Origin of the sequence: Curtobacterium sp. DN_7.5 (assembly GCF_022655355.1) — a bacterium.
GTDB classification, from domain to species: Bacteria; Actinomycetota; Actinomycetes; order Actinomycetales; family Microbacteriaceae; genus Curtobacterium; species Curtobacterium luteum.
In genome coordinates this window covers 1,826,996-1,850,742 of sequence record NZ_CP093378.1, presented here as the reverse complement: position 1 = coordinate 1,850,742, position 23,747 = coordinate 1,826,996, and the positions used below count along the sequence as shown (strand labels likewise).

Below are 23,747 nucleotides of genomic sequence, written 5' to 3'. Positions count from 1 at the left end.
AGTCTCGTGCCATGAGCACGGCCAACCCGATCCCCGCCGACCTCCTCGAGCGCATCGCCGCGCGGGCGCCGGGCTACGACGCGGCGAACGCCTTCTGCGCGGAGGACCTCGACGAGCTCCGCGCCGCCGGCTACCTGCGGATCGGGGTGCCCGCGGAGCAGGGTGGCCTCGACCTCGGACTCCGCGACACCGCGGCTGTCCAGCGCACCCTCGCGCGGTCCGCCCCCGCGACCGCGCTCGGGCTCGGGATGCACCAGGTGTGGGTGCAGGCGGCCCGCAGCGTGCGCGCGCGCGGCGGGGCGTTCCTCCAGGCCGTCACCGACCACGCGGCGGACGACCACCTGCTCGCGTTCGGGGTGAGCGAACCCGGCAACGACGCCGTGCTCTTCGACTCGCTGACGACGGCGGAGCCGGACGGCGACGGCGGCTACCGCTTCACGGGCACGAAGGTGTCGACCTCGCTCGCGTCCGCGTGGGACGTCCTCAGCGTGTTCGGGAAGGACACCTCGGGGCCGGAGCCGGTGCTCGTGCACGGGTTCGTGCTCCGGTCCGACGGCCACGTCGCCCACCGCGACGACTGGGACACCCTCGGCATGCGTGCGACGCAGAGCCGCACGACCGTCCTGGACGGCGTGCACGTCCCCGCCGACCGCATCGCGCGGGTGCTGCCGGTCGGGCCGAACCAGGACCCGCTCGTGTTCGGCGTGTTCGCCGCCTTCGAGCTGCTCGTGGCGTCCGTGTACGTCGGCGTCGCGGAGCGTGCCGTCGAACTCGCCGTCGACGCCGTCCGGGGACGGAGGTCGCTGGACGGCACGCCGCGGTCCGAGGACCCCGCGGTGCGTCGCGCCCTCGCGGACGCCCAGGGTGTGGTCGACGCGGTGGCGCTCCAGGTCGACGCCCTGGCCAGGGACGTCGACGAGCTCGTCGACCACGGGGCGCGCTGGTTCCCGCTCCTCGTCGGCACCAAGGCCCGCACGGTCGACGCGGCCCAGCAGGTCGTGGACGAGGCGATGCGGGTCGTCGGCGGAGCGGCCTACCGGAACGACGCCGAGCTCGCCCGCCTGGCGCGCGACGTCCGAGCGGGGCAGTACCACCCGTCCTCCCGCGACTCCGCGGCGCGGACGATCGCGTCGGCGCTGCTCGGTCCGGCCCGCTGACGAGCGGGGAGCCGGCGTTGTCGGTGGTGGGTGGCATCATCGCCGTGTGAGCAAGCAGGACGGACGCAACCGGCTCGTCTCCGGCGCACCGGTCGACGACGTCAGCGCCACCGTGCTGCACGTCGACATGGACGCGTTCTTCGCCTCCGTCGAACTGCTCGACCGTCCCGACCTCGTCGGGCTGCCCGTGATCGTCGGGCACGACTCCGACCGCTCCGTGGTCACGGCCGCCACGTACGAGGCCCGACGCTACGGCGTGAACTCCGCGATGCCGATGGCCGTCGCGAAGCGGCGGTGCCCGAACGCCGTGATCGTCGAGCCGCACTTCGAGAAGTACCGCGAGCAGTCCGCCGCCGTGATGGCCGTGTTCGACCGCTTCACCCCGCGGGTCGAGCGGCTCGGCATCGACGAAGCCTTCCTCGACGTCGCCGGCGCGATCCGGCTCTACGGCACCCCGTGGGAGATCGGCACCGCCATCCGCGCCGCCGTCCTCGAGCAGACCGGGCTGCACTGCTCGGTCGGGGCGGCGTCGACGAAGTTCGTGGCCAAGCTCGCGTCCAGCCGGGCGAAGCCGGACGGCCTGCTCGTCGTCCCCGCTGCCGACACGGTCGCGTTCCTCCACCCGCAGCCCGTGTCCGCGCTCTGGGGCGTCGGCGGCAAGACCCAGGAGACCCTCGAACGCCGGGGCATCCGCACCGTCGGCGACCTCGCCACGACGCCGCTGCCGTCGCTCGTCGCTGCCCTCGGTCCCGCTGGCGGCCAGCGGCTCCACGACCTGTCGTGGGGCCGCGACCCACGGACCGTCGAGACCGGCGTCGGTGAGAAGTCGATCGGGCACGAGGTCACCTTCGGCCGCGACCTCACCGAACGCGACGACGTCGCCCGGGAACTCCTGCGCCTCGCCGACAAGGTCGCCGTCCGGCTCCGTCGCGCCGACGTGCAGGCGCGGACCGTCGCGCTCAAGGTCCGGTACACCGACTTCACGACGCTCACCCGGTCGCGCACCCTCGCCGAGCCCACCGACGTCGCCAAGCGGATCCACCGCGAAGCCGTCGAGCTCTACGACGTCCTCCACCGACCGGGCAACCGCATCCGGCTCATCGGCGTCCGTGGCGAGAACCTCGTTCCCGCGGCGGCGAGCAACGCCCTGTGGGACGACGACGCGCCGTGGCGGGACACCGAGACCACGGTCGACGCCGTGGCGGCACGGTTCGGTGCGGGCGTGCTCCGGCCGGCCTCGCTCGTCCGCGGCGCGCCCGAGCAGCGGGCCCCGCACGCCCGGCAGGACCCCGGGTGACGGTAGAATCGCGTGCAGTGAGCGCAGCGGAGTACGAGAACCAGCAGCAGGCCGCCACGCTGTGGGGCGATGCGTCGTCGAACCCGATCGAGCGCCCGGCCACCGCCGACGGCCACGCCGCCAGGCCCCATGACGAAGCCGCCGCGCGGCCCCACGACGAAGCCGCCGCGCAGGCCGAAGCCGCAGGCAACGCCGCCGCCGAGCACCTCTCGCCCGCGTTCCCGGACCGCGCCGCCTGGGGTACTGCGTCGAAGCTCCGCGCCTGGCAGGTCGAGGCGCTGACGAAGTACTTCGAGACCGAGCCCCGTGACTTCCTCGCAGCGGCGACCCCGGGCGCCGGGAAGACGACCTTCGCGCTCCGGCTCGCGACCGAGCTGCTCGCCCGCGGCACCGTCGACCGGATCGTCGTGGTCGCCCCGACCGAGCACCTGAAGCGCCAGTGGGCGGACTCCGCCGACCGGGTCGGCATCCGGATCGACCCCATGTTCAAGAACGGCGACGGCATGTTCGGCCGGCACTACCAGGGCGTGGCGATCACGTACGCCCAGGTCGGCATGAACCCCGAGGTGCACCAGCGCATCACGGCCGGCGGCAAGACCCTCGTCATCCTCGACGAGGTCCACCACGGCGGCGACGCCCTCACCTGGGGCGACGGCATCCGGGAAGCCTTCTCGAAGGCCACCCGTCGGCTGTCGCTGTCCGGCACGCCGTTCCGCTCCGACACCGCGCCCATCCCGTTCGTGCAGTACGCGCCCGACGAGCAGGGGATCCGGACCTCGATCTCGGACTACAACTACGGCTACGGGCGCGCGCTCAAGGACGGCGTCGTCCGCCCGGTGCTGTTCATGGCCTACGCCGGTCAGATGCGCTGGAAGACCCGCATGGGCGACGAGATGTCGGCCTCGCTCGGCGAGCAGGTCACGAAGGACATCACCGCCCAGGCGTGGCGCACCGCCCTGTCGCCCGACGGCGAGTGGATGCCCGCGGTCCTGACGGCCGCCGACAAACGGCTCACCGAGGTCCGTCGGGGCGTCCCCGACGCCGGCGGGCTCGTCATCGCCACGGACACGACGACGGCCAGGGCGTACGCGCGGATGCTGACGCAGATCACGGGGGAGCGGCCGACGGTCGTCCTCTCCGACGAAGCCGCCGCCTCGGAGCGCATCGGAGCGTTCGCCGAGGGCGACTCACGCTGGATGGTCGCCGTCCGCATGGTGTCCGAAGGCGTCGACGTCCCGCGGCTCTGCGTCGGTGTGTACGCCACGAGCGCGAGCACGCCGCTGTTCTTCGCCCAGGTGATCGGTCGCTTCGTGCGTGCCCGCCGTCGTGGCGAGACCGCCTCCGTGTTCCTGCCGAGCGTTCCAGGCCTGATGGCCCTCGCGGCGTCGCTCGAGCTCGAACGCGACCACGCCCTCGACCGCCCGAAGGACGCGGACGACGGGATGTACAACCCCGAGGACGCGATGGTCGCCGAGGCCAACCGCGAGGACCGCGCGTCCGAGAGCCTGCTCGAGGTGCAGCCGTTCGAGGCCCTCGACTCGCAGGCGTCGTTCGACCGCGTGCTCTACGACGGCGGCGAGTTCGGGTCCGGCGGCGAGGTCGGCTCGCTCGAGGAACTCGACTTCATCGGCATCCCCGGGCTCCTCGAGCCCGACCAGGTGCGCGACCTGCTCCGCGCCCGGCAGGCGTCCCAGGCCAAACGCTCCAAGGGGCGGCCGACGAAGGACGGGATGCCGAGGGCCACGCCGGACGAGAGCCGGCCGATGTACATGACGCTCAAGGAGCAGCGGACCGAGCTCGCACGCCTCGTCTCGATCTGGTCCCGGCACTCGAACGAGCCGCACGGGGCCATCCACGCGGAGCTCCGACGGATCAGCGGCGGTCCGGCCGTGGCGCAGGCGAGCGTCGAGCAGATCCAGAAGCGCATCGACGTGCTCCGGTCGCGCATCGGCGGACGGCGGTGACCCTCCCGTGATCGAGCCCGTCGACGACCGGACGTGGCTCGTCAAGCGGGACGCGGAGTCCTCGCCCGAGGCCATCATCGACCGGTTCGCCGGGGGCTACCGGCTGCGCCGCTTCTCGCTCACCGAGTCGCGTCGGACTGCCCACGGGGTGTTCACGGGCCCCGAGCTCGCCGAGACCGCGTGGTGGCGTCTCCGCGACCGCCGACGAGACTGAGCTGCGACCGACGCGGGGCGTGCACTCCAGGCACGACCGACGCCGGGCACGCACGCCCGGCACGGTCTAGCGTGCGATCCGTGACCGACGAACGTCGCCGCGAAGTCGGCCGTGCTGATGCCCCCGTCGAGGACGAGATCCACGATTCCTTCGAAGCCGTCGTCGAGGAGGGCACCGAACGGCTGCAGCGGACGACGCGGGTCGTGCTCGCCACCGGGTTCGCCGGCGGCCTCGAGATCGGGCTCGGCGTGATGGCGTACCTCGCCGTCCTGCACGCGACCGGCGACCACCTCCTCGCCGGGATCGCGTTCGGTGTCGGGCTGGTGGCGCTGTACCTCGCGCACAGCGAGCTGTTCACGGAGAACTTCCTGATGCCGATCGTCGCGCTCGTCGCGAAGGAGGGGACGGTCGGCCAGCTCCTCCGGCTGTGGGTCGGCACCCTCGTCGCCAACCTCGCGGGCGGATGGCTCTTCATGTGGCTCGTCGTCCAGGCGTTCCCGCAGTGGCGCGACGAACTCGAGGAGTCGGCCCGCCACTACGTGGACGCGCCGTTCGGGCTGCAGGTCGCGGTGCTCGCCGTGCTCGGCGGCAGCACGATCACGCTGGTGACCCGGATGCAGCAGGGGACGGACTCCGACCCGGCGAAGATCGTCGCCGCGGTCATCGGCGGGTTCCTGCTGTCCGGCCTCCAGCTGTTCCACTCGATCCTCGACTCGCTGCTCGTCTTCGGCGCCATCCAGGCCGGCGCGTCGATCAGCTACGGCCAGTGGCTCGGGTGGTTCGGGTACACCCTCGTGTTCAACGTCCTCGGTGGTGTGGTCCTCGTGACCGCGCTGCGCCTCGTCCGGTCGGCCGACCTGCTGCAGCACCGTCGCCGGAGCACCCCCGCCGAGCCCGGTCGGTCGAGCACGGAACAGTGACAGCACCCACCGGCGACAGCGCCGACCGGGGAGAGCGCCCACCAGCGACAGCGCCCACCAGCGAGGCGGGCGGAGCTCAGCGCACCATCCGGACCGACCGCTCGATCGGGCCGAACGACGACCTCGCCCCGTCGGTGGCGAACCCGTTGCGTCGGTAGAACGCCTGCGCCCGCGGGTTGTCCTCCGCGACCCACAGCGACGCCGGACGGTCGCCGAGCACCGCGTCGAGGAGTCGCTGCCCGGCACCGGATCCGTGCGCCCGCGCCAGCACGTAGAGCATCGTGAGCTCCTCCGGCCGCACCGGGTCCTCGTCGGTCGGCGAGGACGGCGTCGGTCGCACGGCACCGAAGCCGACCAGGTCGTCGCCGTCGAGGGCCACCACGGTGGAGAACGCGTGCTCGGTCAGGTTCGTCCGCCACATCGCGATCCGCGGCTCGACGGCGAACCACGGACTGGTGTCCGGGTCCTCCACGAAGCGGCCGTAGGTCTCGCGCCACGACGTCGCGTGGACCAGGGCGATCGGTTCGGCGTCCTCGAGCGTGGCGGACCGGACGGAGATCGACGTCGTCATGCCCTGACCGTACCCATCCGCGGAGCGACGACACCGCCGACCGACGGCGCGGCTTGGTGACGCCGCCAGGGAAACTCCGGTAGACCGGACACATGGCAGATTCGATCCCGCACGTCCTGGTCCTCGGTGGCGGCTCCGCCGGCTACACGACCGTCAAGCAGCTGCAGAAGCACGCCGCGACGGTCCCGATGCGCATCACGCTCGTCGACCAGAACACCTACTACACGTACCTGCCGTTCCTGCCGGAGGTCGCCGGCGGCCACATCGCGCCGAAGGACGTCACCTTCGAGCTGCGCCGCGCCCTCAAGAAGACGCGGGTCATCCAGGGCAAGGTCACCGGGATCTCGTCGAAGGACAAGACCGTGTCGATCTCGACCGCGGGCGGTGACGACCGCACGCTCGGCTACGACCAGCTCGTCGTCGCGCTCGGATCGGTGACCCGGACCTTCCCGACGCCCGGGCTCGAGGAGTACGGCGTCGGCTTCAAGACGGTCGAGGAAGCCGCGTACGTCCGCGCCAAGCTCCTCGACAACATCGCGAAGGCCGCTGCCACCCGCGACGAGGACGAGCGCCGCCGCCTCCTGACGAGCATCTTCGTCGGCGGTGGCTACACCGGTGTCGAGGCGATCGGTGAGCTGTTCGACGTGTCGCAGGCCGCCATCAAGACGTACCCGTCGCTCGCGGGGGAGCACCCCCGCTGGGTCCTCATCGACGCCCTCGACCGTGTCGCGCCCGAGGTCGGCCCCGAGCTGTCGAAGTGGACCCTCGAGTCGCTGCGCGCCCGCGGCATCGACGTCCGCCTCAAGACGACGATGCCGAGCGCCGAGGGCGGCGTCATCAAGCTCTCCGACGGCGACGAGTTCGCTGCCGGCCTCCTCGTCTGGACCGCCGGCGTCAAGCCGAACCCGCTCCTCGACGCCACCGACCTGCCGCGGGGACCGAAGGGCCACCTCGCCGCGAACGCGAAGCTCCAGGTCGAGGACGAGTCGACGCACGAGGTCGTCCCCGGCGTCTGGGGCCTCGGCGACGTCGCACAGGTGCCCGACCTCACCGCGGAGAAGCAGCCGGCGTACTACCCGCCGAACGCGCAGAACGCGGTCCGGCAGGCCGTCGTTGCGGCCGACAACGTCGTGGCGACCATCACGGGCAAGCCGCTCGAGGAGTACCGCCACCCGTCCATCGGCACCGTCGCGTCCTACGGCGTCGCGAAGGGCGCGGCGAACATCAAGGGCGTCAAGATGACGAACCTGCTCGCCTGGCTCGCGCACCGCGCCTACCACGTGTACGCGATGCCGACGCTCAACCGCAAGGCCCGGATCGTCATCGGCTGGGTCACCGGAGCGGTGTCCGGTCGCGACGCGACCTCGCTCATCAAGGAGACGGACCCGCGTCGCAACTTCGTCGAGGCGTCGAAGAGCTAGACGCGACCACCTGACGGACGGGAGGCGCGGTGTCGGCTGGCACCGCGCCTCCCGTCCGTGTCGTGGTGGCGCCCGCACCGCACGGTGCGGCAGACTGACTCCCTCGCGCGGCGGCGCGACGGTCCGGAAGACGTGACCATGATCGACACCATCACCTGCCAGCGCTGTGGAACGGCGCGACCCTCGACGGGCGTCCACCGGTGCCCCGGACCAGCCGACCCGGCTGCGGCCCTCGGTCTCGGAGGAGCCGCGGTCGTCGCGCTCGAGGCGCTGCGCACGGTCGGATCCCCGGTCGTCGTCGGCGGCACCGTCCGTGACGCCCTGCTCCGCGAGTCCGGTCGGACGGTCCCGGCCACGGCCGTGCCGGACGTCGACATCGAGGTGTACGGCACGGATCTCGACGCGGTCTCGGCTGCACTGCGGGCGGTCGGCGCGGTGGTCGTCCGGGCGGGCGTCCGGTTCGAGGTCCTCAAGGTCGTGCTCGACGGGACGCACCTCGACGTGGCGACCGTGGCGAGTGCTGGTGGTGACGCGTCGTTCACGGCGGCCGCCTCGCGCCGCGACGTCACCGTCGACGCGGTCGCCTGGGACCCGGTGACGAACGAGTACGTCGACGCGTTCGGGGGGATCGACGACGCGGTCGTGGGTGTCCTGCGGCACACGTCCGAGCGCTTCGGCGACGACCCGCTGCGGGTGCTGCGCGCGGTGCAGCTCGTCGCCAGGTTCGGTCTCGAGGTCGACGACGAGACGGTCACGCTCGCCCGCACGCTCGTCGACCGCTTCGGCGAGGTCGCACACGAGCGAGTCTGGCCGGAGATCCGGAAGACCGCGCTGGGCGACCACGTCTCCGCGGCCCTGGAGGTCCTCCACGACACCGGGTGGGACGTCCACCTGCCGGAACTCGCCGCCCTCCGCGACGTGCCGCAGGACCCGCACTGGCACCCGGAGGGACCGGTCCACGTGCACGCCGGCCTGGCGGGCGATGCCGCAGCCCGTGCCTGCACCGAGGACGGCGTCCGCGGCGACGACCGCGTGGTGATCGTGCTCGCGGCCGTGCTCCACGACCTCGGCAAGGCCGGTTCCGGGACGCAGGTCTCCTCGGAGGAGGGAACCCCTCGCATCCGGAGCCTGGGACACGAGGTGTCGGGCGCGGTGGCGGCTCGCGAGCTGTTGCGTCGGCTCGGTGCGCCGCGCGCCGTCGTCGATCGCGTGGTGCCCCTCGTCCGGGAGCACATGGTGGTCCACTCGGCCGGGGGAGCACCTCCCTCGGTGGCGGCGACGCGGCGACTGTTCCGTCGGCTCGGTGGGACGCTGTCGGCCGCCGAGGCCTGGGCCCGGGTGTGCGAGGCGGACTCCCGGGGGCGTGGTCCGGCATCCGGACCGTCGGCTGCCCGGGAGTGGTTCGCGGTGATGCTGCGCGACGTGTCGACGCGCACACGTGCCGGGCTCCTCACCGGACGGGACCTCCTGGACGCCGGGCTGACCCCCGGACCGCGGTTCCGCGAGGTGCTCGCAGCAGCGACGGACGCCGAGGACGACGGCGTCTTCACCGACCTCGGCGGGGCGCGGGACTGGCTCCGCGACTGGCTCAGGGCGCACCTCGCGGGCGGAGCGCAGCGCGACGGGTGAACCCGGCCGGGTCCGCGCGACCCGGTGTCCGATCCGTGCGGATCTGGGACGGCTCGGACGCCCGTGTCGTCAGCGTGGACGACACCAGCGAGAGGAGCGTCCATGCGCGCCATGACGTTCCGCGGGCCCTCCCGGGTCCGCGTCGAGGAGAAGCCCGATCCGAGGATCGACCACGAGAACGATGCCGTCGTCCGTGTCGAACGAGCCGCGATCTGCGGGTCGGACCTGCACCTGTACCACGGGATGATGCCGGACACCCGTGTCGGGCACACCTTCGGGCACGAGTCGTCGAAGCTCGACGGCATCATCAAGCCCGTGATCGTCCCGTGAAGGAGCGCGCCATGACCGACCACACCCCGTACACCGCGGACCCGCCGCGGCGGTGCGGCGGGTCGCGTACGCCCGGTTCAGCGAGGGGCGGCTGGCCCACTGGCTGCTCCTCGTCCTCGGTGACCGGATCGACGTCGCGACCCACCGGGTGACGGGTGCGCTGCACGGTCGGCCCGACCGGGTCGTGCGCGAGACGGGCGTCCGGGCGGAGGGCACCGGGCACCCGGTCGCGTCCCGCGTCCGCTCGTCGCGGCGGGACTGGAGGCACGGCATCCTCGACCCGGTGGTCGCGAACTGGGGGTGGTCGGCCGCCGTCGGTGGCGCGGTCCTCGTGGTCCGGTGGATCGCGCGGGCACGTCGCGGTCGGTGACCGCCCGCTCGGTGACGCACACCGGACGGGAGGCGCGGTGCGGGCCCGCCCCGCGCCTCCCGTCCGGTCGTGGTCGCGGTGAGGGGTGCCCCGAGTGGAGCGACGCCGATGCTCGCCGCGAAGCACGAACGCGAAATGCCCCTTGGCCGCAAGGCCAAGGGGCATCCATCTCGTGTGTCCGAGGGGGGACTTGAACCCCCACGCCCTAATACGGGCACTAGCACCTCAAGCTAGCGCGTCTACCAATTCCGCCACCCGGACAGGTGTTGTTCTGTTGTGCTGGCCGGTCGTCCGGGGCGTTTTCCCCGGCGTTCCTGCCGAGAGAAGACACTAGCACGGGTCTGAACGCCCGATGAACACGGGCGCGTATCCCGGGCGCGTCCCGCTGTGGACCCGGGGATCGGTGGTGTCGGAGCGGCCCGGTAGCGTGGGGGCATGACTGACCTCCAGGGGAGCACGGCGGCCGACATCGAGCTCGAGGAGACCGCGTCCATCGCTCGGGACCTCATCCGGTTCGACACGACGAACTGGGGCGACGGGAAGTCCCGCGGTGAGACCGAGGCCGCGCACTACGTCGAGGCGAAGCTCCGTGACCTGGGGCTCGAGCCGCAGCTCTTCGAGTCGGAGCCGGACCGGGTGAGCGTCGTCGCCCGGGTGCGCGGACGCAACCCGGAGAAGCCCGCGCTCGTCGTGCACGGCCACCTCGACGTCGTCCCGGCCGACCCGGCGAACTGGAGCGTCGACCCGTTCGGCGGCGTGGTGCAGGACGGCATGCTGTGGGGTCGTGGCGCGGTCGACATGAAGAACATGGACGCGATGATGCTGACGTCCCTCGCGGACGTCGTCGCGGGTCAGGGAGCACCCGAGCGCGACCTCGTGATCGCCTACTTCGCCGACGAGGAAGCCGGGGGTGTGCTCGGTTCCCACCACGTCGTGGAGAACCACCCGGAGGTCTTCGCGGGGGCGGACGCCGCGATCAGCGAGGTCGGCGGGTACTCGATCACCCTCGGCGACCGTCGCGCCTACCTCCTGCAGACCGGCGAGAAGGCCCTGATGTGGATCAAGCTCGTCGCGAAGGGCACCGCTGCGCACGGATCGCACGTCATCCGCGACAACGCCGTGACGAAGCTCGCCGCAGCGGTCGCTCGGATCGGGAGCGAGGAGTGGCCGGTCCGGCTCTCGGCGACGACGGACGCGATGGTGGCCGAGGTCGCGCGTTTCCTCGGGGTCGACCCCGCCGTCACCGGCCCGGACGAGGTCGCGCTCGCGACCGGGTCCGCCTCGCGGTTCATCCACGCGGCACTGCACACGACGACGAACCCGACGGTCCTGCAGGCGGGCTACAAGCACAACGTCATCCCGGACGCCGCCGAGGCGCTCATCGACATCCGGTGCCTCCCCGGCGACGAGGAGTCCGTGCTCGAACGTGTCCGCGAGCTGGCCGGCGACGACGTCGAGGTCGTCATGTCCTTCCGTGACATCGGGCTCGAGCAGGACTTCGGCGGGCCGCTCGTCGACGCGGTGCGGGACGTCCTCGGTCGCCACGACCCGGGTGCTCCGGTGCTGCCGTACCTGCTCTCGGGCGGGACCGACAACAAGGCCCTGTCGACCCTCGGCATCGCCGGCTACGGGTTCGTCCCGCTGCAGCTGCCGGCCGGCGTCGACTTCCCCGCGATGTTCCACGGCGTCGACGAGCGGGTGCCGCTCGACGCCCTGGCGTTCGGGCGGCGTGTCCTCGGCGACCTGTTCGCGACCTACTGATAGTGTCCACGGTCGCCCTCGTGGCGGTGTCCTGACAGACCTCCTCCCCGGAAGGCCGGTGCCATGCACATCCTCGAGGCGATCTTCCTCGGCTTCGTCCAGGGGCTCACCGAGTTCCTCCCCGTCTCGTCGAGCGCGCACCTGCGCATCGTCGGGCTGTTCCTGCCGGACGCGCAGGACCCCGGCGCAGCGTTCACGGCCGTGACGCAGCTCGGCACCGAGACCGCGGTGCTCATCTACTTCTGGAAGGACATCACCCGGATCGTCGGGCGCTGGTTCCGGTCGCTGTCCGGCCGGACGGTCCCGCGGAACGACCCCGACGCCCGCCTCGGGTGGCTGGTGATCCTCGGCACGATCCCGATCGGTGTCGCCGGTCTGCTGCTGAAGGACTCGATCGAGACCACGTTCCGATCGCTGTGGATCGTGGCGATCGTGCTCATCGGGTTCGGCATCGTCCTCGGCGTCCTCGACGTCGTGGGCAAGAAGACCCGTCGGATCGAACACATGACGTTCGGCGGCGGTTTGCTGATCGGCGTGGCGCAGATGCTCGCCCTGGTGCCGGGCGTCTCCCGCTCGGGTGCAACGGTCTCGATGGGGCTCGCCCTCGGCTACACCCGCCCAGCGGCCGCCCGCTTCGCGTTCCTGCTCGCGGTGCCGGCGGTGTTCCTGTCCGGTCTCTACGAGGCAGCGACGAGCCTCGGTGACAGCGGCGCACCGTTCGGCCTGGTCGACACCCTCGTCGCCACGGGGGTCGCGTTCGTGGTCGGGTTCGTCGTGATCGCCGCGTTCATGAACTACATCAGCAAGCGCAGCTTCCTGCCCTTCGTGGTCTACCGGATCGCACTCGGTATCGTTCTCATCGTGTTGCTGTCGCTTGGTGTGATCCAGCCGTGAGGGCCTGGCAGGCCCCCGTCCTCCCGTCCGTCCCCGGCACCGGTCCGCGTCCGGTCGTGCACGACACGGCTGCGGGCAAACCCGTCGACCCGACGCGGGGTGAGGAGCGCGCGGCGTTGTACGTCTGCGGCATCACCCCGTACGACGCCACCCACCTCGGGCACGCCGCGACGTACCTCGCGTTCGACACGCTCGTCCGCGCCTGGCGGGACGCCGGTCTCGACGTCGACTACGCGCAGAACACGACCGACGTCGACGACCCGTTGCTCGAGCGCGCGGCGCGCGACGGCGTCGACTGGCGCGAGCTCGCCGCGTCGCAGATCGACCTCTTCCGACGGGACATGGAGGCGCTGCGGATCCTCCCGCCGGACGACTACGTGGCCGTCACCGACGAGGTCGACCGGGTCGCCGAGGCCGTGGCGTTCCTGCAGGAGACCGGGTACGCCTACGACGTGCCGACCGACGACTCCGAGGGCGACGACGTCTACTTCGACGTCAACCGTCCCACCGAGGCATGGGCGCTCGGCGACGAGAGCCGCCTCGACCGCGAGACCATGCTCGCCCTCTCGGCTGAGCGCGGCGGCGACCCGGAACGTCCGGGCAAGCGCGATCCGCTCGACCCGCTGCTCTGGCGTGCCGCACGTGACGGCGAGCCCAGCTGGGACACCGAACTCGGCCCGGGCCGTCCGGGGTGGCACATCGAGTGCAGCGTGATCGCCGGCGACAAGCTGGGTCTGCCGATCAGCGTGCAGGGTGGCGGGAGCGACCTGGTCTTCCCGCACCACGAGATGAGCGCCGGGCACGCCGCTGCGCTCGCGCACCAGCCGCTCGCGAACGCCTACGTCCACACGGGCATGATCGCCTACCAGGGCGAGAAGATCTCGAAGTCGCTCGGCAACCTGGTCACCGTGCGAGGGCTCCTCGACGACGGTGCCGACCCGCGCGCCATCCGCCTCGCGCTCCTGTCGCACAAGTACTCCGACGACTGGGAGTGGTTCCCCGCCGAGCTCGAGTCGGCCACCACGCGGCTGGCGTCGTGGGACGCATGGGCCGAGGGAGCCCCGTCGCACGCCGACGACGCAGCGGACGTCATCGCACACGTCCGCGCCCGCGTCGCCGACGACCTCGACACGCCGGGTGCGGTCGCCGCGGTCGACACGGCGCTCGCGGGCGGGACGGCGGCGACGCCCGAGCTCGTCGACGTCATCGACGCCCTGCTCGGCATCCGCCTGGGCTGATCCGCGGGCTGCCGGGCGGTCCGGCGTGCGGGTGCGTGTGTTCGCGCTTGTGCCCGTGTTCGTGCTCCCTGGTGTTCGGCGCCCACCCCGCGCGGATGCCGGCGGGCGGTCACGAACCGTCGGTCCAGGGCGGGCTGAGCGACCGTTCCTGACCGCTCGACGGACCTGAGCGGGGAGTCGTGACCGGCGGCACGCCCGGGTCCGAGCGCGCCGTGCCCGCGCCGCGTCGCCCTACTGCGGCGGCTGCGGCGGCCGGAAGCCCTCGCCGCCCGCGGTCCCGCCGTCCTTGCGCTCCCGTCGGCGGAGGTACTGCTCGAACTCCTGCGCGATCGCGTCACCCGAGGCCTCGGGCGAGTCCACCGTGTCCCGCGCCTGCTCGAGCTGCCCGATGTAGCTCGCCATGTCCTCGTCGTCGGCAGCGAGGGCGTCGATGCCCTCCTCCCACTCCGTCGCGTCGTCGAGCAGGGAGCCCCGGGGAACGGTGACGTCCGTGAGCTCCTCGATCTTGTCGAGCAGCGACAGGGTGGCCTTCGGCGACGGGGAGTTGTGCACGTAGTGCGGTACCGACGCCCAGAGCGACAGGGTCGTGAGGCCGGCCTTGTCGACGGCGTCGGCGAGCACCCCGAGGATGCCCGTCGGCCCCTCGTACGACGACTTGTCGACGTCGAACGCGGCGCGGACGCCCGCGTTCTCGCTCGACACGAAGACCGAGATCGGCCGGGTGTGCGGCACGTCGGCGAGCATCGCGCCGACGAACACGACGGCGTCGATCGAGTACACGTCGATGAGGTCGATCACCTCGGCGCAGAACGCCCGCCAGGTCCGCGAGGGCTCGGGCCCGACGAGCACGTAGACGTCCCGCTCGCTCTCGGAGCCGGTCGCACCGACGACGGGTCGCCCGTCCGCCCCGGGGCCGTGCAGGACGATGCGGGGCCACTGGATGCCGCGGGTGCCGTCGTCGTCCGAGCCGACCGTGGGACGGTTGAACTGGTAGTCGACGTAGCGCTCCCCGTCGATCTCGCGGAGCTCGTCGAGCTCGAGCGCGTCGACGATCCGCCGGGCCAGACCGCTCGCGGCCTCGCCCGCGTCGTTCCAGCCCTCGAACGCGACGACGAGGAGTCGGCCGTCGCTGAAGGGGGAGTGCTGTGGCACGGAGCGGACCTCCTGGAGATGGCGTGGGCCGCTCGGGCGGACCGCGCGCGTGGGACGTTGACCAGGCAACCACTGTAGGCCCGTCCTGCGCCCCGCCGAGCAGCAATCCGCCCGCAGCGGAACGCCGGGCGGCCCGGGACCCCGGGCACCGCCCGGTAGACTCGTCGCCCGTGACCGCCCAGCGCCCCGACCGAGTCCTGCCCGCAGCCGTGCTGTGGGACATGGACGGCACGATCATCGACACCGAACCGATCTGGCAGCAGTCCCAGGTCGAGCTGACCCAACGCTTCGGTGCGACCTGGACGCACGAGGACGGCCTGTCGCTCGTCGGCTCCGGGCTCGAGCGCTCCGGCGAGATCCTCCGCGACCGTGGCGTCGACATGGAGGTCGAGGAGATCGTCCTCTGGATGACCGAGTACGTGTCGGACCGCCTCCGTCACGACGACCTGCCGTGGCGGCCCGGTGCACGCGAGCTCGTCGAGGAGCTGCACGACCGCGGCATCCCGACCGCCCTCGTCACGATGTCGCGACGGTCGATGGCCCTGGTCGCCGCCGACGCCCTCGGCGCGCGCGGCTTCTGCGTCGTCGTCGCCGGCGACGACGTCGAGCGCCCGAAGCCGTTCCCGGACGCGTACCTGTCGGCCGCCGCCCAGCTCGGCGTCGAGCCGACCGCCTGCGTCGCGATCGAGGATTCCGCCACGGGTGTCGCGTCGGCCGTCGCCTCCGGCGCCGTCACGATCGCGGTCGAGCACATCGTGCCGCTGGACGACATCGCCGGTGGCGACGTCCACCTGACGACCCTCGACGGCGTCGACGTCGACCGCCTGGTCGAGTTGACGACGCCGGCGCTCGCCGCGCGCGCCGCCGGGTCCGACCAGCAGCCCGGGCCCACGCCGCCGGTTCCTGACCGACGCGCCAGCGGTGGGCAGGCCGTGCCGGTGGGGAGCGGCACGGTGCAGGTGCCCTCGGACGCCGCGGTGACCGAGGACGGTGCCCGGTGAGCGACCTCGACCACGTCGGCGACGAGGCGGCGGCGATCCGCGCCTCCTGTCCGGACGACGCGGCAGCGTCGCTGCCGCACACCGCCGGCGGTGCCCCGCACACGCCGCCGCGGGGCCCCTTCCGCTCCGGCGACCGCGTGCAGCTGACCGGTCCGAAGGGCAAGCTGACGACGCTCTCGCTCGAGACCGGCGGGGAGTACCACACCCACCGCGGAGTCCTGAAGCACGACGACGTCATCGGCCAGCCCGACGGCTCCGTCATCCGCGCGACCACCGGCGACGAGTACCTCGCCCTGCGGCCGCTCCTCAACGACTACGTGATGTCGATGCCGCGCGGTGCGGCGATCGTCTACCCGAAGGACGCCGCGCAGATCGTCGCGTTCGCCGACGTCTTCCCGGGCGCGCGCGTCGTCGAGGCGGGCGTCGGGTCGGGCGCGCTCTCGCTCTTCCTGCTCCGTGCGATCGGTCCGACCGGCCGGCTGCAGTCGTTCGAGCGCCGCGAGGAGTTCGCGGCGATCGCCCGCGGCAACGTCGGGACGTTCCTGGGCGCCGTCCCGGACAACTGGTCCGTGACCGTGGGCGACCTCGTCGAGGCGCTGCCCGAGGCCACCGAGCCGCAGAGCGTCGACCGCGTGGTCCTCGACATGCTCGCACCGTGGGAGTGCGTCGACGCGGCCGCCGACGCCCTCGCCCCCGGTGGCCTCATCGTCTGCTACGTGGCGACCGTCACCCAGCTCTCCCGCACCGCCGAGGCCCTGCGCGACACCGGGCGCTTCACGGACCCGATGCCGAGCGAGACGCTCGTGCGCACGTGGCACGTCGAGGGCCTCGCCGTGCGTCCGGACCACCGCATGGTGGGGCACACCGGGTTCCTCGTCACCGCCCGGCGCCTCGCCGACGGCGTCGTGCTGCCGAACCTCAAGCGCCGCGCGGGCAAGGCGGAGTTCGCGGACGAGGACGTCGAGGCCTGGACGCCCGGCGCGGTGGGGGAGCGCAGCGCGAGCGACAAGAAGCTCCGGAAGGTCGCCCGGCAGGCGGCGGCGCAGGCTCGGCGGGTCGCGGCCGCGGAAGCCGCGTCCGACGCTGTGGACGCCGCCCCGGCTGCGGACGACGCGTCCGGGGCCCGTGGGGACGACCGGTAGAGTACCGACCGTGCCCGTCCTGCATCGAACCATCCCCGCGCTCCTGGTCACCCTCGGACTCGCCGCGTCGCTGACGGCGTGCGCTGCGAGCGGCGCCGGGACGACCCCGTCGAGCTGTGACCGTCCGGGTGCCGCGTCCGAGGCCGTGACGGCGACCGGCGCGTTCGGCGAGGAGCCGAAGGTCTCCGTCCCCGCCGGGCTCACCACGAAGGGCACCCAGGTGTCGGTGCTCAAGGAGGGCACCGGGCGCGAGGTCGAGGACGGCACGCCCGTCCTGATCGAGTACACGGTCGTCGACGGCGAGACCGGCAAGGTCGCCCAGACGAGCGGCTACTCCGGCACGACCGCCCCGATCACGGCCGGAGCCGCGAACTACGGCGCACTCGGCGAGGCCGTCGAGTGCGCCCACGTCGGCGACCGCCTCGCCGTCGCGCTGCCGAAGAGCGCGCTGAGCAGCTCGTCCGGCACCGCGGGCTCGTCGTCGAGCACCAAGGCCGAGGACGCCGTCATCGCCGTCATCGACGTCAAGCGCGCGTTCGACTCCCGGGCGACCGGCACCCCGCAGCTCGCCGGCGACGGCATGCCCGCCGTCGTGCTCGCGCCGTCCGGAGCACCCGGCATCACCATCCCGTCGTGGGACGCCCCGAAGTCCGACGAGCTGCACCTGCTGCGCAAGGGCTCGGGCACGAAGCTCACCGCGAAGGACACGGCGATCATCAAGTACACCGCCGTGACCTGGAGCTCGGACCCGTCGGTCACCGGGTCGAGCTGGACGGACGGCTCGGGCGCGCAGGCCGTGCCCCTCGCCAAGGGCCAGGTCATCGACGGCGTCCGCAACGCCATCGTCGGACACCGTGTCGGCGACCAGGTGCTCGCCGTCGTGCACAACCAGGGCTCGACTGACGTCTACGTGATCGACCTCCTCGGAGCGATGCCGCGCTGACCCGCGAGCACCGTCCACGGACCCCGGCGCGGGTGCACTCCGGTGCACCCGCGCTGCCGTAGGATCGGCCTGTGCCAGCGTCCCGAGTTGCCCGTGTGCCTGCCGAGGAGCGGCTGTTCAGCCTGGTGCTCGCGCTGCTGTCCACGGAGTCCGGGCTGACGAAGGCCGAGATCCTGGCGAACGTCCAGGGCTACCGGCAGCGGTGGACCCAGGGCGGGGACAACGCCTCGCTCGAGCGCCAGTTCGAGCGCGACAAGGACGACGTGCGCGACCTCGGGATCCCGCTCGAGACGATCGAGACCCCCGGCGCGGCGGGCAACAACCAGACACTCCGGTACCGCATCCCGAAGGGCGAGTACGACCTGCCCCTCGACGTCCGGTTCACGCCGGACGAGTCGGCGCTGCTGACCCTCGCGGCGATGGCGTGGCGCGAGGGCGCGCTGTCCGCCGACTCACGCCGCGCGCTGCTGAAGGTCCGGTCGGCCGGCGCCGAGGACGACGCAACCTCCGGCGTGCTCGGGATGGACGCCTACGCGCCGCGGCTCCGCGCCCGTGACGCCGCCTTCGAACCGCTCCGTTCGGCGCTCGACCGGGCCGCGGCGGTGCGCTTCGACTACATCACGCCCGGGCAGCACGAGGCCCGCCGCCGCGAGCTCGCGCCGCTCGCCCTCGTGCAGCACGGTGGGCGGTGGATGCTCGCGGCGCACGAGTTCGCGACGGACTCCGACAAGAACTACCTGCTGTCGCGCATCGTCGGCCCCGTGACCCAGTACGAGGTCGGCCGACACCCGGCCCCGGCCGGCGCGGCGGAGCGGACCCTCGCCGAGCTCGACCGCATCTGGGCGACCCGCACCGCACGCATCCACGTGGTGCCGGGGTCGGACGCCGAGCGCCGGCTCTCCCGTCGTCGCGACACCGCGGCCGAACCCGACGGCACGCTCGTGCTCCACCACGTCGACCCGCAGATCCTCGCCGAGGAACTCGCTGCCTTCGGGCCCGAGGTCCGCGTGCTCGAACCCGACGACCTCCGCGACCGGGTGACCGCCCGGCTCCGAGCGCTCGTCGCCGACCACGAGGGGGACGTCCGTGGTTGAGCAGCAGCCGCTCCAGGCGCAGGACAAGCTCGCGTTCCTGCTCGCCCTCGTGCCGTACCTCATCGACCGTGAGCGGGTCTCGGTGGCCGAGGCCGCGCGGCACTTCGGGGTACCGGAAGCCCGGATCCGCCGGGCCGTCGAGCTCATCGCGGTGTCCGGGGTGCCCGGCGAGACCATGCAGTACCAGCACGGCGACCTGTTCGACATCGCGTGGGACGACTTCGACCAGAACGACATGATCGTGCTGACGAACCTCGTCGCGATCGACGACTCGCCCCGGCTGTCCGCCCGTGAGGCATCGGCGCTCATCGCGGGGCTGCAGTACCTCTCGGCGCTCCCGGAGGCCGCCGACCGCGACGCCATCCGTGCGCTCATGGCCAAGCTGTCGCGCGGCGCCGGCGGTGCCGCCTCGACCGTGGCCGTCGGACAGGACCTCCACGACGCCACCCTCGCGACGATCCGCCGTGCGATGGCCGAAGGGCGCGGGCTCGTGTTCGACTACGCCGGCCCCCGGACCCAGGGCGGCACGCGCCGGGTCGACCCGCTCCGCGTCGAGTCGATCGACACGGACTGGTACCTCCGCGCGTGGGACCTCGACCGGCAGGCGCTCCGGACGTTCCGGCTCGACCGGATGTCCGCCGTGCAGATCGAGGAGCGCGCGGTCACGACCACTGCGGCGGACGTGGCGATCCCCGACACGCTGTTCCAGCAGTCCCGCGAGGACGTCATCGTCACGGTCGAGCTCGACTCGTCGTCGCTGCCGCTCGTGGCGGACTTCCTCGCGGACACCGCCGACCTGCCCGATGCGGACGGTCGGGTCCGGATCCGACTCGCGGCGTCGAACGGGTTCGACGGAGTCGTGCGGCTCGTCGCGGGGTTGCCCGGTCGTGCCGTGGTGCTCGATCCGCCGGCAGCGCGGGCGGCGATCCGCGACTTCGCCGCCGCCGCACTCGCGGAGGCCTGAGCGCCGAGCGGCCGACCATCCCGTCGCGGGCGCGACGCGTGGGAACGCCCGCCTGCGTCGGTGCCGCCGTCACCACCCACCGGCCGGGAGGCGCGTGGCGGCCCCGCACCGTGCCTCCAGGCCGCCTGTGCGAGCGCACGCACACGGCGTGCGGTGTCGGTCGGGTCCCGTAAGATCGGCGCATGGCTTCGACGACCGCAAGCGGGCGAGCGAAGCGGCCCGGGCGTCCGAAGAAGGACGCCGAGGGTCGCATGTCGCTCGGGCAGCACCTCATCGAGCTGCGCAACCGCCTCTTCCGCGCGGTCATCGCGGTGGTGGTGTGCGCGATCGGCGGCTGGTTCCTGACGCCCTTCGTGCTCGACGCGCTCCGGCAGCCGGTCACGCAGCTCGCCGAGATCGGTGGGCACACCGCGGAGCTCAACTTCCCGATGATCACGGGCGCGTTCGACCTCAAGCTGCAGATCGCGATCACCATCGGCATCGTGATCTCGAGCCCGGTGTGGCTCTACCAGATATGGGCGTTCATCGTGCCCGCGCTGGTGCGTCGTGAGAAGCAGTACGTCTTCGGGTTCCTCGGCACCGCCATCCCGCTGTTCTTCGCCGGCTGCTGGTTCGGGTGGTACATCCTGCCGCACGTGGTGCAGATCCTCGGCAGCTTCGTGTCGACCCAGGACACCTCGATCGTCGACGCGAAGGCCTACTACAACTTCGTCATCAAGCTCATCGTGGCGGTCGGCATCGCGTTCGTGCTGCCCGTCTTCCTGGTGCTGCTGAACTTCGTCGGCGTGCTCTCCGCGTCCGCGATCATCAAGTCGTGGCGCGTGGCGATCCTCTGCATCCTGGTGTTCTGCGCGATGGTGACGCCCTCGGCCGACGTCATCTCGATGTTCCTGCTCGCCGTCCCGATGGTGGTGCTCTACATCGCAGCGTGCGCGGTGGCGTGGGTGCATGATCGACGCATGGCGAAGCGGCAGGCGAAGCTGGACGAAGAGTACGGACTGTGACGAACACGGACCTCAGCCCCGCCGAGCGCTACGCGGCGGCGAAGGTCCGGAACCGCTCGCGCAACCTCGAGCTGTTCCGGTCCGACCTGCGCTTCGACCTGGACCCGTTCCAGTTCGCCGCCTGCGGCGCCATCGACCAGGGCCGGAGCGTCCTGGTGGCGGCCCCGACCGGCGCGGGCAAGACGATCGTGGCCGAGTTCGCGATCTGGCTGGCGATGCGCCAGCCGACGGCGAAGGTGTTCTACACCACGCCGATGAAGGCCCTGAGCAACCAGAAGTACGCCGAGCTCGTCCAGGCCTACGGCGAGACCGAGGTCGGCCTGCTCACCGGCGACACCAACGTCAACCCGCGGGCGCGCGTGGTCGTGATGACCACCGAGGTCCTGCGGAACATGATCTACGCGGACTCCGACCTCCTCGACGACCTCGCGTGGGTCGTGCTCGACGAGGTCCACTACCTCGCCGACCGGTTCCGCGGCGCCGTGTGGGAAGAGGTCATCCTCCACCTGCCGACCGAGGTCCGGCTGGTCTCGCTGAGCGCGACCGTGTCGAACGCCGAGGAGTTCGGTGACTGGCTGCAGACCGTCCGCGGCGACACCGACGTCATCGTCTCCGAGGACCGCCCGGTCCCGCTCGAACAGCACGTCCTCGTCGGCTCGAAGATGGTCGACCTGTTCGACTCCAGCGGCGCAGCAGCCACGAACCGCGTGAACCCCGAGCTCCTCCGCCTGGTCGGGGGAGCGTCGCGGAGCGCGCGGCACGGCGGCGGACACCGCGGCGGACGGGGCCGGGGCGGCTACCACGACCGTCGGGGGCCGCGCACCGAGAAGCTGTACCGCGAGCAGATCGCCCACATGCTCGACGACCGGATGCTCCTGCCGGCGATCTTCTTCGTGTTCAGCCGCGCCGGCTGCGACCAGGGTGTCCGCAACGTCCTCCGCTCTGGGCTGTCGCTGACCACCGCGGACGAGCGTCGGGAGATCCGCGAGTCGGCGGAGTACCACTGCCGTACCCTGCTCGACGAGGACCTCGCCGTCCTCGGGTACTGGGAGTGGCTCGAAGGCCTCGAGCGGGGCGTCGCGGCGCACCACGCGGGGCTCCTCCCGGCGTTCAAGGAGGTCGTCGAGGACCTCTTCCAGCGGAAGCTCCTCAAGGTCGTCTTCGCGACGGAGACCCTCGCCCTCGGCGTCAACATGCCCGCCCGCACCGTGGTGCTGGAGAAGCTCGAGAAGTTCAACGGCGAGGCGCGCGTGCCGATCACGCCGGGGGAGTACACGCAGCTCACCGGTCGTGCGGGCCGCCGCGGCATCGACGTCGAGGGTCATTCGGTGATCCAGTGGACCGACGGCCTCGACCCGCAGGCCGTCGCCTCGCTCGCCAGCCGACGCACCTACCCGCTGAACTCGTCGTTCAAGCCGACCTACAACATGGCCGTGAACCTCATCGACCAGTTCGGACGGAGTCGCACCCGCGAAGTCCTCGAGACGTCGTTCGCGCAGTTCCAGGCCGACCGGTCCGTGGTCGACCTGGCGCGCAAGGTGCGGTCGCAGCAGGAGTCCCTCGACGGCTACCGCCAGGCGATGACCTGCCACCTCGGCGACTTCACCGAGTACGCGGCGCTGCGGCGCGAGCTCTCGGACCTCGAGCGCACGAACGTCCCCGGTGGCCGCGAGGCCTCGCACGGTGCCCGCAAGGAACGCCAGGCCGCGATCACCGACGTCCGACGTCGGATGCAGCGGCACCCCTGCCACGCCTGCCCCGACCGCGAAGCCCACGCCCGCTGGGCCGAGCGCTGGTACAAGCTGAAGCGCGCCAACGACAAGCTCGTGCAGCAGATCCGGTCGCGCACCGGCGCCGTCGCCACGACGTTCGACCGGGTGACGGACGTGCTCCTGCAGCTCGGCTACCTCGTCGCGACGGACGACGGCTCCGGCGAGGCCACGGTCGCCGCCGGTGGGCGTCGTCTGCAGCGGATCTACGGCGACCGTGACCTGCTCGTCGCCGAGTGCCTCGAGGCCGGCGTGTGGAAGGAGCTCACGCCCGCGCAGCTCGCCGCGATGGCCTCCACGATCGTGTACCAGCCCCGACGCGAGGACGCCCCCGGAACGGAGCACGCCCTGCCGCGCGGTGCCTTCCGCCCCGCGCTCGACGAGACCCTGACGATCTGGGCCCGCCTCGACGACATCGAGCGGGACGCGCGGCTCGCGGGCTCGCAGCCGCCCACACCGGCGATGGCGGTCGGGATGTTCCGGTGGACGTCGGGCTCCGCGCTCGACGACGTCCTGCGGACGCTCGACATGCCGGCCGGTGACTTCGTGCGCTGGTGCAAGCAGGTGATCGACCTCCTCGACCAGGTCCGCAACGCGGGCGATCCGGACCTCGCGCAGACCGCGCGGCGTGCGGCGGACGCGGTCCGCCGCGGCATCGTCGCCTACGCGACGGTCTGACGGGAGGCCCGGTGCCTGGTTCCGAGTCCGACGTGCGTCCGCAGGACGCCGGGTCCGACGTGCGTCCGCAGGGCGCCGGGTCCGACGCGCCTGCTCGGTGGATCGGCGCGGGCCGTCGCTCCGACGGGGGGCGGGCGGGGGGCCCGGGCCTGGCGCCCGGTGAACGCTTCGCGTCCGGCGGGCGCCGTGTAGCGCGTGGGCGTGGACGTCGCGGCGCCGCGGTCGGTCCGGCGG

The 23,747-nt window shown here is 72.4% G+C and carries 20 protein-coding genes, 1 tRNA gene and 1 pseudogene; 19 read left to right on the top strand and 3 right to left on the bottom strand.

Annotated features, from left to right (window positions below; all coding sequences use genetic code 11):
• Positions 1-11 precede the first annotated feature (11 nt).
• From MON03_RS08635 to MON03_RS08615, 5 genes are all read left to right on the top strand, one after another.
• Entirely contained in the window at positions 12-1,157 is a 1,146-nt protein-coding gene (locus MON03_RS08635; protein ID WP_242088085.1) for an acyl-CoA dehydrogenase family protein, read from the top strand.
• A 46-nt stretch (positions 1,158-1,203) separates the two neighbouring features.
• A complete protein-coding gene (dinB, locus tag MON03_RS08630; protein WP_242088084.1) occupies positions 1,204-2,454 on the top strand; it encodes a DNA polymerase IV in 1,251 nt (416 codons plus the stop codon).
• Positions 2,455-2,471: 17 nt separating this feature from the next.
• A complete protein-coding gene (locus tag MON03_RS08625; RefSeq protein WP_242088083.1) occupies positions 2,472-4,418 on the top strand; it encodes a DEAD/DEAH box helicase in 1,947 nt (648 codons plus the stop codon).
• Positions 4,419-4,425: 7 nt separating this feature from the next.
• On the top strand, positions 4,426-4,632 hold the full coding sequence (locus MON03_RS08620; RefSeq protein WP_022904235.1) for a hypothetical protein: 207 nt from the start codon (positions 4,426-4,428) through the stop codon (positions 4,630-4,632).
• An 80-nt stretch (positions 4,633-4,712) separates the two neighbouring features.
• Positions 4,713-5,552, top strand: coding sequence for a formate/nitrite transporter family protein (locus MON03_RS08615; RefSeq protein WP_242088082.1), 840 nt, complete (start codon positions 4,713-4,715; stop codon positions 5,550-5,552).
• Positions 5,553-5,628: 76 nt separating this feature from the next.
• Here the strand turns inward: MON03_RS08615 and MON03_RS08610 are convergent, their stop codons facing one another.
• Positions 5,629-6,123, bottom strand: coding sequence for a GNAT family N-acetyltransferase (locus tag MON03_RS08610; RefSeq protein WP_022904237.1), 495 nt, complete (start codon positions 6,121-6,123; stop codon positions 5,629-5,631).
• Between the two features lie 92 nt (positions 6,124-6,215).
• Between MON03_RS08610 and MON03_RS08605 the strand changes: the two genes are divergently transcribed.
• The 4 genes and pseudogenes from MON03_RS08605 to MON03_RS08590 all read left to right on the top strand — a co-directional run bounded on the left by MON03_RS08605 (position 6,216) and on the right by MON03_RS08590 (position 9,873).
• Positions 6,216-7,544 (top strand): NAD(P)/FAD-dependent oxidoreductase, encoded by a 1,329-nt coding sequence (locus MON03_RS08605; protein ID WP_022904238.1) that lies wholly within the window; start codon positions 6,216-6,218, stop codon positions 7,542-7,544.
• 138 nt (positions 7,545-7,682) lie between these two features.
• Positions 7,683-9,173, top strand: a complete 1,491-nt coding sequence (locus MON03_RS08600) for an HD domain-containing protein (RefSeq protein ID WP_242088081.1) — start codon at positions 7,683-7,685, stop codon at positions 9,171-9,173.
• A 102-nt stretch (positions 9,174-9,275) separates the two neighbouring features.
• Positions 9,276-9,458 (top strand): annotated as a pseudogene (locus tag MON03_RS08595) (alcohol dehydrogenase catalytic domain-containing protein); the annotation flags it as partial.
• A gap of 97 nt (positions 9,459-9,555) precedes the next feature.
• A complete protein-coding gene (locus MON03_RS08590) occupies positions 9,556-9,873 on the top strand; it encodes a hypothetical protein (RefSeq protein WP_242088079.1) in 318 nt (105 codons plus the stop codon).
• Positions 9,874-10,048: 175 nt separating this feature from the next.
• Here the strand turns inward: MON03_RS08590 and MON03_RS08585 are convergent.
• Positions 10,049-10,134, bottom strand: a tRNA-Leu gene (locus tag MON03_RS08585).
• 174 nt (positions 10,135-10,308) lie between these two features.
• Here MON03_RS08585 and MON03_RS08580 point away from each other — a divergent pair.
• From MON03_RS08580 to mshC, 3 genes are all read left to right on the top strand, one after another.
• A complete protein-coding gene (locus tag MON03_RS08580) occupies positions 10,309-11,634 on the top strand; it encodes a M20/M25/M40 family metallo-hydrolase (protein ID WP_242088078.1) in 1,326 nt (441 codons plus the stop codon).
• A gap of 63 nt (positions 11,635-11,697) precedes the next feature.
• The gene (locus MON03_RS08575) at positions 11,698-12,528 is read left to right on the top strand and encodes an undecaprenyl-diphosphate phosphatase (RefSeq protein WP_242088076.1); all 831 of its coding nucleotides are present in this window, start codon (positions 11,698-11,700) and stop codon (positions 12,526-12,528) included.
• Positions 12,525-13,766: a cysteine--1-D-myo-inosityl 2-amino-2-deoxy-alpha-D-glucopyranoside ligase gene (mshC, locus tag MON03_RS08570; RefSeq protein ID WP_242088074.1), complete on the top strand. Its 1,242-nt coding sequence runs from the start codon at positions 12,525-12,527 to the stop codon at positions 13,764-13,766. Before MON03_RS08575 ends, mshC begins: the two co-directional genes overlap by 4 nt.
• Positions 13,767-13,997: 231 nt before the next feature.
• Here the strand turns inward: mshC and MON03_RS08565 are convergent, their stop codons facing one another.
• A complete protein-coding gene (locus MON03_RS08565; RefSeq protein WP_175329221.1) occupies positions 13,998-14,918 on the bottom strand; it encodes a proteasome assembly chaperone family protein in 921 nt (306 codons plus the stop codon).
• A gap of 170 nt (positions 14,919-15,088) precedes the next feature.
• On the opposite strand from MON03_RS08565, the gene MON03_RS08560 reads away from it, so the two are divergent.
• From MON03_RS08560 to MON03_RS08530, 7 genes are all read left to right on the top strand, one after another.
• Positions 15,089-15,919: an HAD family hydrolase gene (locus MON03_RS08560; RefSeq protein WP_242091411.1), complete on the top strand. Its 831-nt coding sequence runs from the start codon at positions 15,089-15,091 to the stop codon at positions 15,917-15,919.
• 71 nt (positions 15,920-15,990) lie between these two features.
• Entirely contained in the window at positions 15,991-17,061 is a 1,071-nt protein-coding gene (locus tag MON03_RS08555; protein WP_242091442.1) for a tRNA (adenine-N1)-methyltransferase, read from the top strand.
• 10 nt (positions 17,062-17,071) lie between these two features.
• Complete coding sequence (locus tag MON03_RS08550) at positions 17,072-18,004, top strand: FKBP-type peptidyl-prolyl cis-trans isomerase (RefSeq protein WP_242091410.1); 933 nt, start codon at positions 17,072-17,074, stop codon at positions 18,002-18,004.
• 71 nt (positions 18,005-18,075) lie between these two features.
• Positions 18,076-19,098, top strand: coding sequence for a helix-turn-helix transcriptional regulator (locus MON03_RS08545; RefSeq protein ID WP_242091409.1), 1,023 nt, complete (start codon positions 18,076-18,078; stop codon positions 19,096-19,098).
• Positions 19,091-20,062: a helix-turn-helix transcriptional regulator gene (locus MON03_RS08540; protein ID WP_022902405.1), complete on the top strand. Its 972-nt coding sequence runs from the start codon at positions 19,091-19,093 to the stop codon at positions 20,060-20,062. The genes MON03_RS08545 and MON03_RS08540 overlap by 8 nt, the downstream gene beginning before the upstream one ends.
• 251 nt (positions 20,063-20,313) lie before the next feature.
• Positions 20,314-21,066, top strand: a complete 753-nt coding sequence (tatC, locus tag MON03_RS08535) for a twin-arginine translocase subunit TatC (RefSeq protein WP_175329373.1) — start codon at positions 20,314-20,316, stop codon at positions 21,064-21,066.
• Positions 21,063-23,513: a DEAD/DEAH box helicase gene (locus MON03_RS08530; protein WP_242091408.1), complete on the top strand. Its 2,451-nt coding sequence runs from the start codon at positions 21,063-21,065 to the stop codon at positions 23,511-23,513. Before tatC ends, MON03_RS08530 begins: the two co-directional genes overlap by 4 nt.
• Positions 23,514-23,747 lie beyond the last annotated feature (234 nt).

Bases quoted from the DNA above. Each gene is read 5' to 3' on its own strand.
- MON03_RS08580 (WP_242088078.1), top strand. From the start codon at position 10,309: ATGACTGACCTCCAGGGGAGCACGGCGGCCGACATCGAGCTCGAGGAG.
- MON03_RS08605 (WP_022904238.1), top strand. From the start codon at position 6,216: ATGGCAGATTCGATCCCGCACGTCCTGGTCCTCGGTGGCGGCTCCGCC.
- MON03_RS08600 (WP_242088081.1), top strand. From the start codon at position 7,683: ATGATCGACACCATCACCTGCCAGCGCTGTGGAACGGCGCGACCCTCG.
- MON03_RS08575 (WP_242088076.1), top strand. From the start codon at position 11,698: ATGCACATCCTCGAGGCGATCTTCCTCGGCTTCGTCCAGGGGCTCACC.
- MON03_RS08635 (WP_242088085.1), top strand. From the start codon at position 12: ATGAGCACGGCCAACCCGATCCCCGCCGACCTCCTCGAGCGCATCGCC.
- tatC (WP_175329373.1), top strand. From the start codon at position 20,314: ATGTCGCTCGGGCAGCACCTCATCGAGCTGCGCAACCGCCTCTTCCGC.
- MON03_RS08610 (WP_022904237.1), bottom strand. From the start codon at position 6,123: ATGACGACGTCGATCTCCGTCCGGTCCGCCACGCTCGAGGACGCCGAA.